The organism is Chitinophaga sp. CCNWYY40 (assembly GCF_037483205.1).
GTDB lineage: Bacteria > Bacteroidota > Bacteroidia > Chitinophagales > Chitinophagaceae > Chitinophaga > Chitinophaga ginsengisegetis.
In genome coordinates, this window is the sequence record NZ_JBBHLF010000009.1 from 77,322 (window position 1) to 90,009 (window position 12,688).

Here is a 12,688-nt window from a genome sequence, read left to right on the forward strand (position 1 = left end):
TTTCTTGTTTTTTTAATTTAAACACGCTTTTCTACAACCTTATGTCAATTCCTGCGGTAAAAGTTCTCATGGTTGGATAACTCATGAATTGAGACACTTCAGGATCATACAACTTAAATTTGGTGATATTAAACAGGTTTGATCCTGCCAGGAAAATCCTGGTATCTTTAATCGCCAGTTTATTCAATACGATATCGGGCAGTTTATAATTGATGTTCAGGTATTTCATCCGTAAAAAACCGCCGTTGTATACATTGAAGGTAGAAGTCCATGTATAGCCTGCTGAGTGCGGATCTCCCCACGGGTATATTTTAGGAGTAGAACCATTAGGGTTTTCTGTACTCCAGGAATCAGCATGGTATTGGGGAACTTTTCCGCCGCCGCCAAAATTCCGGCCCCAGGCGTCGTTGTAGCTTATTTTATATCCCGTGAGCCCGGAAAATAATGCATCTACTGTAAATCCTTTATACGATAAGGAGATGTTTAACCCGTAGGCCATAGGGGCATTATCTGCTCCAAAATATTTGCCCAGCACGGTTTGGTCGTAACTGTCTACTTTATTATCGGGCTTACCGTCAGGGCCACTCAAATCCGCCAGCAGCATATCTCCCAGCGCCGGTGCTACTCCATTGATAGTATAACCGGCCGGCAACTTATTTAAATCTTCCTGTGTGCGTATTACGCCCAGCGCCTGGTAGCCATATCCATATGCCAGCGTTTTCCCGATTGGGTTTGCATAGTCCTGGGTATTGGCGGCAACATCTTTCCTGATAGCTTTATTGGTAGCATAGGTGAATACACCTTTTACATTGTAGCTGAAGTTTTTGCCGATAGTATTGTTATAGCCAAGCTCTATTTCAATACCATTGGAACTAACTTTCCCGTAGTTTTCAGGTGGTAAGGATGCTCCAAACTCGTTGGGAATAGCCAGGATGCGGCTACCTAATATATCATAGGACTGACGTTTCCAGTAGTCGAAGCTGAGACGTACATTTTTAAAGACCGTTGCATCCACACCAACACCTGCGGAGTTTGACTTCTCCCAGGTTAAATTGCTGTTAGGCAATCCACCGTATGCAAGGCGTGATGCCGGGGTGCCGGAAGCGCCAAGAAAATAAGTACCTCCCTGGATAATATACTGCTCCATCCATCTCCATCTGCTGTTAGGATCGTCTTTATCCAGGATATCATTACCGGTGGTAGCATAGGATGCACGCAACTTTAAGAAATCAACCGCATGACCAATTACCGACGACTGGAAAAACCCTTCCCTTGAAATCACCCAACCTCCGGACACTGACGGGAACCAACCCCAGCGCTTATCCGGTGCGAAGTTGGTAGATCCGTCTCTCCTGACAGATGCGCTAAATAGATATTTGGCATCGTAGTCATAATTGATCCTTCCGATATAAGACAACCTTCCGATCTGGCCTTCGTTACCATTTGTTGACCAGTCCGCATTGTTGGCGCTGGTATATAAAAACTGGTCGGTGGCAACGAGCGGGAAATTATACCGGTACATGCTGAAAAAGTTCGTGTATCCCTCATACTGCTCATAAACAGCCAGGGCGCCAACCGTATGTTTTCCAAATGTACGGTCGTAGTTGATCTGTGCGTTTAGCTGGTAAGTATTGGATTTGTTGTATTCATTACCTAAATACTGGGTGCCGGGATCTCCGCTTAAAACACTACCTACCAACGTATCTGTATAGATCAAACCATTGGGGCCTGTTTTCTTAAAATTATACAGCTGTTGTTTTTTGGCAAAGGTTTTTATATAGCTATTGTCGAAGTTTTTGCTGTAAGTACCTTTTACACTCAATCCTTCCACCGCAGGTATTTTGTACTCAGCAGTAACCAACGCATCTATCTGTTGGTTGTTGTTACGCCAGTATCCGCCGTTTTTCATCATCTCTATTGGATTTCCCAACCAGCCGGGGTTGTTCGGTTTGCCGTCTATATACGGACTGGCAAATACATCCCAGTACAGTAGCTTACCCCAAAGATTATTCAGGTCATCGGAGCCATAATCATAGGTAAAGTTGAAACGGTTGCGGGTACCATAACTTGTTCCGAGGTTTAAGCCGAGTGTAAGATTTTTCACCAGGTTGGCCTGCACATTTCCACGCAGATTATATTTCTTATAAGATACCTGTGGCAGGAATCCATCTTCTTTAATATAAGAACCGCCTATATAAGCTCTTATCTTTTCATTACCTCCTGAAACGCTTAATGCGTAACGTTGGCTGGAAGGATTGGTGTAAGCGGCTTTGTAATAATTGTCGCCGCCAGGATTATTTTTAAGCACCCAGTTAATTTCTTCATCGCTTAATCCTCCGTTCACTGCTTTGCTTAAATTCAATCCATCTTTAACAGGCATATATTCCGGCAGTTTACCTACACGTTGCGTGTTGTAGGTGGCGTTAAAATTGATAACTGCCGTACCGCTCTTACCTGTTTTTGTTGTTACCAGGATGGCGCCGTTAGAAGAGCGGGAACCATAAATAGCTGCAGAGGAAGCATCTTTTAAAATGGTGATATCCGCTACTTCATTGGGATCCAGTGCATCGAAACTGGTTTTATCCCGTACAACGCCATCAATTACATACAGCGGTTCCACAGCACTGTTACTGAAGGAAGAAGTAGACCGTACTTTAACCTTAGAGCCAATACCGGGTGTACCCGTAGGTGAACTGATAAAAGTGCCCGACATGCGTCCTGCCAGTACATTTGATAAATTGGTAGCAGGAATAAGCTGTATGTCCTTTGCATTAATAGAGGAAACAGCAGAAGTCATTTTGGTACGTTTCTGTGTACCATACCCTACTACCACCACATCTGTCAGTTCTGTGGCAACGGGGTGTAAGGTAATGTTCAACTGTGAAGTACCGGAAACAGCAAACGCGGTACGAAAGCCGGTCATCGTAATTCTCAGACGGCTGCCGGGAGGCATGTTTAATTCAAAGCGGCCCTCCGGACCGGATACCGTTCCGTTTTTCAGATTCCCTTCCTGGCTGACAGTTGCGCCAGGCAACGGCGCTCCGGTAGAATCGGTGACAATACCTTTAACGCTAATCTTGCTTTGGGAATAAATACGCGTAGATTGCAGCAATATGCACAATAACGCAATCGCCCATAATAACGACTTAGTTTGGTTCATAAAAAAAATTGTACAGGTGGCAAATTTGTGGAATAGTAATTCATTGTTCGGTTGATGACATCTCTGGTCTACCTAAAGATCTTACAATCCTGCCCGGTGTACAACGCTTAAATTGACCATTACAAATGCTATTTTTGCAGGGACGATGTTCACGCAGACAGCACCCTGCCAGCGCAACACGACAAGAATAATCATTTATCTTTCAATATCTTATAATTATACCAGGGGTTAAAAAAGGAGGATTTACAGAAATTGACACCACTATGGTGTTGCCCCTTATACCTAAAAGGACATAGGAAGTACGTAAAATATTTTTTTATTCTTTAAAAATAATTAACCTTTGTATCAGCATTAAAAAATATCAACCAATTGGCTTTGCAAATAGTGTTTTGTTCAGAGAATAATTCGGACAAGTCTTCAAATTTTCTTCTTTCAGTTTTATTTTAGCGATATCCCTGATCTTCCTCTTTTAACTATATTCCTGGATCTCCCAACAATCAACGTATCAGGCAAATAATATGCGTGTGCAGCAATAGCAGACCTGTTCCCGCTGTTTAATCTGCCCCTGTAACTACGTGTACCTCACTACACGCAATCAACTTCTTTTTGTCCAACGCTAAAATTTGTGTTTATGAAAGTAGTAGATTTACCCTCAAACTTCCAACGTACACGATCCTTTTATTTTAAATTACCCACGCTTCTTCTTACCCTCATTCTCCTTATCATGGCGGGGTTTCGCGGTATGGCGCAATCAGCCAACTTAGACCAGGGCGCCAATGGTAAATCCACGGCGCCCACTTCTCCGGTTGACTGGATTAATGGTAACCTGAACAGCAACCAGGCACATTTTCTGGAGGGATATTCTGTTCCATACAGGGCCATACTGACGAACCTTGTTGTGAATAAGACATATACCCTCGTAGTTGGATTAGATATCATGAACGGAGGTAAACATGCACTGGATTATATTACGCAATTTCAGCGGCTGGAACCACATGGCGTATTCCTCCATACAACGGAAACGGTGAATCCAATATTAAACATTACCGGTTTCCCGGTAAGCTATTTTACATCTACAGATGTTGAACCCATTCCGGCTCCGTCCAGCGACGGATCGCCTGTTTCCGGGCAGCCCGCCACCAGCTTCAATGCGTTACCTGCCGCTGAGCGGGTAATGACCGGTTACAACGCAGACCTGACCAGTGTGGTGTATGCGTCCGAGGGTAGTCTTACTGCCTCCCAGTCGGAAACAGTAATCAACATCACCTTCAAGGCGTTAAAAGAAACAGTGGTACTCGCCTGGGGCGGACATATAGCCAGTATCATCGATTGGGGAAAAGATCCCGTTACCGGAGAAACCAACTCGGCTTCTTCTATCAACGGATCTCCCTATCATATGCGGCTAAAAAACTGGATCATCGATGGTAATGTAGTCAGCATTGGTAACCAGGACAGATCCCTGAAAACAGATGCTGTTTTTATTCCTCCCAAATGCACGGTTAGCGGCCCTGCTACAGGTTGTATAGAAACGTCTTCATTAAGCTACACCTCAACTGTAGACGATGCTGCCGGGCTTACCTATCTGTGGAGTATCATTGGTAGTAATACTGCCAATGCAAAGATCGTAAATAACACCCTTGCCAATATACAGGTAGTGCCGGTTGGTGCTGCATTTACAGCAGGCACGTTCAACCTTCAACTGATTGTTACCCGTGATGGACTTTCGGATACCTGCTACCTTGGTTCTCATATTAACCCGGGGCAGACGATCACCATCACAAAGGTAATGGCCAACGCAGGAGCCGACCAGTCTATCACCCATCTTGATACTGCTTACCTCAGCGCATCCGCCAATGGAGGTACTGCACCTTATACATTCAGCTGGAGCCCTGTTACAGGACTTTCAGATCCAAATATTTATAATCCTGAATTCATCCCAACAGGTACCGGAACATTCCAGTTTGTTGTAACAGCTACTGACAACAACGGCTGCTCCGGAAAAGATACGGTAGTGATTACGGTGATCCAACACCCTGTATCGCCCTGCGTAATTGACGGCCCTGATCCCGTTTGTCCGGGTTCAATCAATGTTTACAAAGGTCCGTTACCCTCCGAGGTGGGCTCCTATAGCTGGAGTATTACCGGCGATGGCAGCATCACAGGCGCCATCAATAAAGATACCGTAACCGTACTGGCAGGAAGCACCTGTGGCTCCTATAAGCTGCAACTCATTACCACTACGCCTGATGGTAAGGTAACAAATACCTGTGAGCGGATCTTGTATGTAAAAGATACGATCGCACCGGTTCTTTCCGGCACCGCCCCCGATGCCTCCATTACCTGCTCAAAAGACCTTCCGGCGGCACCCGCAATCACGGCTTCCGATAATTGCCTCGCCGACGTGAAAGTACAGATGAGCCAGGAAACAACCGACAGCACCTGTGTGAACAAATTTACAGTAGTACGCAAATGGTGGGCTGCAGATGCCTGTGGTAATACCTCCGACACCATTAAGCAAACCATTACCGTTAATGATAACGTTAAACCGGTTATCAGTGCAGATTTTGATAAAGAGGTAAACCTGGAATGCTTAAAAGACATCCCTGTATTGCCTTCACCGACCGCTACAGATAACTGCGACGCCACACTTACACCGGTATATAGTGAAACCGGCAGTGGTACCGCATGCGACTCTACGATTATCCGCACCTGGATATTTGCAGATGTTTGCGGCAACAGCGATTCTGTTAAACAAACCATCCATATTAAAGACAATACTGCACCGGTTCTTTCCGGCACCGTTACCGACCTTCAGTTAAGTTGCGCCAAAGATATACCTGGTCCGCAATCAATAACAGCCAGTGATAACTGCAGCCATGCAACGGTATACTCCTCTGCTGTAATAACAGACAGCACCTGTGTAAACAAATTTACACTGGTACGTAAATGGTGGGCAGCAGACGCCTGTGGTAATACATCAGATACCCTTAAACAAACCATTGTAGTAAATGACAACATTGCTCCTGTGGTGATATCCAAAGGGAATGATAAACTGGTAAATTGCGGCGCTGCCGTCACTTTTGACACGCCAACATTTACTGACAACTGCGGCAATACATTCAGCGTAACTACCAGCGACAGAAGAGAAGGAACCAGTTGTCCGTTCAAATATATCAGACGCTGGACTGCCACCGACACCTGTGGTAACTCCACCTATGTAGAGCAGGGCATTACCGTAAGCTGCTGCGTGAGCTATTGTACTTATACCCAGGGATTCTATGGCAATAAAGGCGGCCTGGGATGCACGCCGGGAGGAAGATCTTTTACTGCGCAACAAATGATGACAAGTGTAACCGATGCACAGCCAGGCGATTCTGCCATCTTCGGACTGAAATCGACAGGTAAGTTCTTCACCCTTTTCCTGAGTGATGTTACCAATAATAGCATATTTAATATGCTGCCCGGCGGCGGTACCCCTGTTGCGTTGAAAGGATATGCCACCTACAGCAAAACAGCTACCTGGTCAAATGTTCCGGTATCAACCGCAAAGGCAACGCTGGGTAAAATCAACAATGTTCTTCTGGCACAAACAATGGCACTGTTCTTCAATATGGGCGTTACACCTACATTGCCAGGACTCACTATTGACGGGGACACCCTGTTCACCGCCCAACTCACTACCTGTGGCAGCAGCACCCCAGTATCCAAAATAGATACATTCAGGTTGCCTTCCAGCGTAGTAAACTACCTGTCGTCTACCGGGCAGTCTACTGTTCAGGGATTATTTACGCTTGCCAACAAATACCTGGGAGGTCAAACTGTCAGCGGAGTGAGTATTTCCGATGTAAATGCGGCAATAAATGCCATCAACAATGGATTTGATAAATGCGCCGTATTGATAGGATGGGGTAAATCAGTGGCGCCTGTCACCAATGTTACCAATATATCATACAGCAATGCTGACCAGGCAATCCTCAGTAAGGAGCCGGCTCCGCAGAAGTTAACAGTTACCGTATTCCCGAATCCGTATTCAGAGGTGATCACGTTCCGCTATGTAGCACCTGAAACAGGTAAAGCGCAACTGATCCTTTATGATATACAGGGACACCAGGTAGATGTTATCTACAGAGGAGTAGTTAGTAAGGGTAGCACACAGCAGATAGAATATCATGTAGCAGATAATTCCAGAATATTACTCATCTATAAATTAATAGTAGGGCAATCTTCCGCCAGCGGAAAAATTGTACCTGTAAAATAATTTTGCTTGTTGTTGTTTGATCTGTTGAGAACAAGAGGGCCCGGGTTAATATCCGGGTCTTCTTTATTTTCAGCCAAAATGATGATAGCCCCGGTTGTCTGAATCGCATCTTGTAATATTGTTGTGAAATCTATTATCTTGCCGGTATCCGCCTACAGCTGTCAGCAGAAAGACGACATATTATTAGAAAAAACGAAATACAGTGATCAATGAAAAGAACGTTAGCATTATTTACGCTCCTGTTGAGCGTCTCCACTATTTTCTCACAAACTACCAAAAGCTGGACGCCCGATTTGGGCAACGGATATTTTAAAAATCCCCTCATGTGGGGCGACTGGCCAGATCCGGACATTATCCGGGTAGACGATAAATTCTATTTTATTTCCACCAGCATGCATTATGTACCGGGCTGCCCTATTGCTGTTTCCCGCGACCTGGTAAATTGGGAGATGGCAGGCTATGCAGTTTCAAGGTATGAGGAAGATCCCCGTTATGATATGAAAGGGGGAGATATGTACCTGAGCGGTTCCTGGGCCGCCACCATCCGCTATCACGACAGCACCTTTTATGTGGGATTCTGCACACCCAGGATGGAATCAAAAGAAGGACATTTTTCCATTTGTACCGCCAAAAATATAAATGGCCCGTGGACAAGAACAATATTCAATGAGTACCTATATGATCCGGGACTCTTTTTTGATGATAACGGCAAGGTATATGTTGCGCATGGACAGCAAACGCTTTATATCACCGAATTAAACAGCGATGCGAAGTCTGTAAAAGTTCCCCGGAAGAAGATTTACGACAATCCCGGCTTTCCTTATCTTGAAGGATCACATCTTTACAAAATCAATAATAAATACTATATACTCGGCTCTACCGGCGGCACACGGGGCCGCGAGGTTTGTTTGCGTTCAGATAGTATCTATGGTCCTTATGAATCGAAAGTAGTGATGCAGGATGATCATACCTATCCCGGCAATGGCTTGCATCAGGGCGGTATGGTACAGTTGAAAGACGGCTCGTGGTGGTTTATTATTATGCAGGACCGCGGCCCTATAGGCCGTGTGCCTAATCTCGAACCTGTTACCTGGATTGATGGCTGGCCCATACTGGGTAAAAACGGGATAGGCGTGGATACCTTCCCTAAACCTGTGACCGGAGTAACCTCCCCTATTACTGTTCCTGCCAGCTCCGATGAATTCAACTCGCCCGAACTCGCATTACAATGGCAATGGAACCATAATCCCGATAACAGCAAATGGTCGTTGCGTGAACGGCCGGGGTATCTTCGTTTAAAGGCAGGTAATGCTTCCACACTATTTCATGCCATCAATACTTTGAGTCAGCGGGTAGAAGGTCCGTTTTCAGAAGGCACCGCAGAAATAGATATCAGTGGAATGAAAGATAATGACATAGCAGGTTTGGGTATATTCCAGGTTCCTTATGCGTATGTGGCAGTCCGGCAAACCGGTGGCAGAAAGGAAATTATAATGGCTAAAAATGACAGCGTTGCAGCAGTTGTTAATTTAAAGCGTAATAAAATCTGGTTTAAAACCAGTGTAAGGGAGAAAGACTTTACTGCAACTTTTTCCTATAGTACAAACGGCAAAGATTTTCTTCCTATTGGAAACGAATTGAAAATGGCCCTGGGGCTGGACTGGACAGCCAACCGGTTTGCATTATTTAATTTTAATACCGGCGCATCTGCGGCAGGTGGCCATGTAGATATTAATTGGTTCCGGCGGTAACTTAGGATAGTATAAAAAGAGAAGACCTGCATAATGCAGGTCTTCTCTTTTTATACTATCCATATTCTTACAACATTATCCTCTCCGCTGCAAACTTAAAACAACCTCCTGTTGCCCCCGTACCAGCGCCTCATCTGCATCTATAACCGCTGCCACATGAATGTTCAATGCCTCGCACGCCAGGGTATAAAGCGGCGCATGCTGTGGCCCCGCCACAAGATATACGGAGTTATTAGCTGGTACTGCTTTCAGTTCTGCACCTATGAGCAGGCCACTTAAATAAAAGCGGTTATGTCCGGCAGGGATTTTTTTCAGCAACTGGTTGGTGCGTACCATAAAGGCTGCATGCAGCAGGTTATCCGATTGTCCCGCGTGAACGCCTTCTGTATAGCAGGCGCGGGACGCCGGGTCATCCAGTGTTCCGCCATTACTTACCGATGTGGCCAGGATACTGTGAGTGGATAGCAGCTCAAAAAATTCACCGGTCATGAACGTTTGAAAACGAACTGCCTGATGACGGTTTACTATCACGTGTTTGGGATGAGTGCCTGGTATCAGCAGCCATTGTTCCTGTGTTGTATTTGGTAACATTGCTACGCAGCCTGCAACTTTTGTTTCTTCGCCACGCATCACATCGTGCCCGTTGCACGCGCCGGAAATAATAATGAACCGGTTGAAGGTATGTACGGCCAGATCTGCTCCGCTCAGGCTAAACGGCAACTCCCTGTAGGGCAGCTCCACCATGCCAATGCTGGAAGATGCCATACCGGACAATACTACCGGCACGTCTTGCAGTGAAATACCTGTTCTCCCGGCCAGTATATCAATCTGCCGGTTGATGACCGAAGCAAAAAAGTCTTCGCGGGGCAGGGATGTTTGTTGCCATTGCTGATAAGTGGCAGCAATACCTGCACCTGATTTTTCTTCTGCTATGATGCTCAGACTGCCGGCTTCTACCAGTCGTAGCCGGAAGGAGCTGGTACCCCAGTCGCAGCTTAAAAAATAATTCATCTGTTATTGTTTAAACTATTCATTCTCTTCTTCTATTTTTATCCGTTCCACATTTCCTACCAGGAAAATATACGAGCATGCACCCAGCAAGCCGAGTACGGCCACAAAAACCAATGCCGGTGCAAAGCTGCCACCACTTGCCAGGAAACCTATTACAATAGGCACAATAATGCCCGCCAGCTGACCGATAAAATTAAACACACCACCTGTAAGATTGATGAGATGTTTGGGCGCCAGTGTAGAAACAAATATCCAGGTGATGGAAGCAAAGCCTACCCCAAAAAATGAAAGGGACATAAAGAAGATGATGAGGCCGGGCATGTTTACATAGTTCGCACCTAGTATAAAGGCGGATAACAGCAAACCTATGATGATAGGCAGCTTGCGCGCCTTTGCAGCAGATACCCCTTTTTTTACCAGGTAGTCAGATAAAAAGCCGGAACACAATATGCCTGTAAATGCCGCCACGTAAGGCACAGAAACCCAGTAGCCTGATTTGATGAAGTTCAGGCCACGATAGTCTGCCAGGTACTTCGGGAACCAGGTGAGGAAGAACCAGAGTGTAGAGTTTACTGCAAACTGACCGATATAAATTCCCCATAGCTTACGATAGGAAAGCACGATTTTCAGGTCCGCCCACCGGAAGGCCGTTTTCTTTTCGGATTGCTGCTTGTCCAGCAATCCGCCGCCGCGCTCAATATGTTGCAGCTCCGCAGCATTGACTGCCTTGTGTTTGAGCGGGTCCCGGTAAAGCAGGTACCATATGATGCCCCAAACAATACCAATGAGACCAGTCACCACGAAGAGTCCTCTCCAACCCACTTCAAGCTGGATTATCGACAGCACCGGCATCAGGAAGGCCAGCCCCAGGAACTGGCCGGAAGTATACACGGCAATAGCGGAAGCCCGCTCATTGTCAGGGAACCAATTACTCACCACCCGGTTGTTGATGGAAAAAGCCGGTGCTTCAAACATACCGGTGGTCATGCGAAGACCAAACAGGGAGGCAAAGCCTTTTGCAAATCCCTGCATCACGGTAGCCAGCGACCAACCAATGAGGCAGATCGCATACAGGATGTGTGGACTGAAACGGTTCACCAGTATACCGCCCGGTATCTGGAAAACCAGGTAGGTCCAGCTGAACGCGGAAAAAACCAGGCCCAGTTGTACCGGTGTAAGTCCGAATTCCTTGTCTATTTCAGAAGCGGCTACCGCCAGGTTGCTTCTGTCCATGTAGTTGATCACAACATTCACAAATATCAGGAACAGTACCTGGTAACGTATTTTCGACGGCTTCGCGTCAGGATGGAATGCTTTCATGTAGTTTTTGCAGATCTGTGTTTACCATTCCGCTACACTGCCGTCGGTATGCCGCCATACGGGGTTGCGCCAGTTATGTCCTTCTGCCGCCATTTTTCTTACATGCGCTTCGTTGATCTCTATACCCAAACCAGGTTTGGAAGGTATCTCCACATAGCCCTCACTGTATTGGAACACGGTTTTATCCACCAGGTAGTCCAGCAGGTCACTGCCCTGGTTATAGTGAATGCCCAGGCTTTGTTCCTGTATAAAAGCATTGTGACAGGTAGCGTCTACCTGCAGGCAGGCGGCCAGCGCAATGGGCCCCAGCGGACAATGCGGCGCGGCTGCCACATCAAAAGCCTCCGCCATAGAAATGATTTTTTTGCATTCGGTGATGCCGCCCGCGTGGGAAACATCCGGCTGAATAATGTCTACATAGCCATCCTTCAGCAGCATTTTGAATTGCCATTTGGAAAACATGCGCTCACCGGTGGCGATGGGGATGGCCACATGTTGTGCAATTTCGCGCAGGTCTTCATTATTTTCCGGCAGTACCGGTTCTTCGATAAACATGGGGCGGAAAGGCTCCATTTCTTTGGCCAGTATTTTGGCCATAGGCTTGTGTACCCGGCCGTGAAAGTCTATGCCGATACCTATTCCCGGCCCTACGGTTTCCCGCACGGTGGCAATGCGTTTAATGGCTGCGTCTATTTTTTCATAACTGTCTATGTACTGCAATTCTTCCGTGGCATTCATCTTTACGGCCAGGAAGCCTTGTTCTGCCATTTTACGGGCGGCCTCTCCCACTTCTGCAGGACGGTCGCCCCCAATCCAGGAGTAGACCTTCATTTTATCGCGTGCTTTGCCGCCCAGTAACTGGTAGACGGGCGCGTTGTAATATTTCCCTTTGATGTCCCACAGCGCCTGATCAATGCCGGCAATAGCGCTCATCAGGATGGGACCACCGCGGTAAAAGCCGGCGCGGTACATCACGTTCCAGTGGTCTTCAATATTCATGGGGTCTTTACCCAACAGGTATTCCATCAACTCGTCCACCGCGGTTTTAACGGTAGCGGCTTTCCCTTCTATCACCGGTTCGCCCCAGCCAATAATGCCTTCGTCCGTTTCTATTTTCAGGAACAGCCAGCGTGGCGGCACCTGGAATAGTTCATAGCTTTTTATTTTCATAACGATGTATTACTTTTT

6 protein-coding genes are annotated in these 12,688 nt (G+C 46.4%); 2 read left to right on the forward strand and 4 right to left on the reverse strand.

All coding sequences use genetic code 11. The annotated features are described in order from the left end of the window. Positions 1–31 precede the first annotated feature (31 nt). On the reverse strand, positions 32–3,160 hold the full coding sequence (locus V7S65_RS29900) for a SusC/RagA family TonB-linked outer membrane protein (RefSeq protein ID WP_336389352.1): 3,129 nt from the start codon (positions 3,158–3,160) through the stop codon (positions 32–34). A gap of 631 nt (positions 3,161–3,791) precedes the next feature. Between V7S65_RS29900 and V7S65_RS29905 the strand changes: the two genes are divergently transcribed. Continuing rightward, positions 3,792–7,418 carry an HYR-like domain-containing protein gene (locus V7S65_RS29905; protein ID WP_336389351.1) on the forward strand — a complete coding sequence of 1,209 codons (3,627 nt, stop codon included), beginning with the start codon at positions 3,792–3,794 and terminating at the stop codon, positions 7,416–7,418. Between the two features lie 209 nt (positions 7,419–7,627). Next, positions 7,628–9,169, forward strand: a complete 1,542-nt coding sequence (locus tag V7S65_RS29910; protein WP_336389350.1) for a glycoside hydrolase family 43 protein — start codon at positions 7,628–7,630, stop codon at positions 9,167–9,169. Between the two features lie 75 nt (positions 9,170–9,244). Here the strand turns inward: V7S65_RS29910 and V7S65_RS29915 are convergent, their stop codons facing one another. From V7S65_RS29915 to dgoD, 3 genes are read right to left on the reverse strand one after another with little or no spacing between them, the layout of a single operon-like run. After that, positions 9,245–10,180 carry a 2-dehydro-3-deoxygalactonokinase gene (locus V7S65_RS29915; protein WP_336389349.1) on the reverse strand — a complete coding sequence of 312 codons (936 nt, stop codon included), beginning with the start codon at positions 10,178–10,180 and terminating at the stop codon, positions 9,245–9,247. A gap of 15 nt (positions 10,181–10,195) precedes the next feature. Next, on the reverse strand, positions 10,196–11,500 hold the full coding sequence (locus V7S65_RS29920; RefSeq protein WP_336389348.1) for an MFS transporter: 1,305 nt from the start codon (positions 11,498–11,500) through the stop codon (positions 10,196–10,198). Between the two features lie 21 nt (positions 11,501–11,521). Next, on the reverse strand, positions 11,522–12,670 hold the full coding sequence (gene dgoD / locus V7S65_RS29925) for a galactonate dehydratase (protein ID WP_336389347.1): 1,149 nt from the start codon (positions 12,668–12,670) through the stop codon (positions 11,522–11,524). Positions 12,671–12,688: the final 18 nt, after the last annotated feature.

Excerpts from the sequence above, each read along its gene's own strand:
- V7S65_RS29910 (WP_336389350.1), top strand. The coding sequence starts at position 7,628 with ATGAAAAGAACGTTAGCATTATTTACGCTCCTGTTGAGCGTCTCCACT.
- V7S65_RS29920 (WP_336389348.1), bottom strand. The coding sequence starts at position 11,500 with ATGAAAGCATTCCATCCTGACGCGAAGCCGTCGAAAATACGTTACCAG.
- V7S65_RS29900 (WP_336389352.1), bottom strand. The coding sequence starts at position 3,160 with ATGAACCAAACTAAGTCGTTATTATGGGCGATTGCGTTATTGTGCATA.
- dgoD (WP_336389347.1), bottom strand. The coding sequence starts at position 12,670 with ATGAAAATAAAAAGCTATGAACTATTCCAGGTGCCGCCACGCTGGCTG.
- V7S65_RS29905 (WP_336389351.1), top strand. The coding sequence starts at position 3,792 with ATGAAAGTAGTAGATTTACCCTCAAACTTCCAACGTACACGATCCTTT.
- V7S65_RS29915 (WP_336389349.1), bottom strand. The coding sequence starts at position 10,180 with ATGAATTATTTTTTAAGCTGCGACTGGGGTACCAGCTCCTTCCGGCTA.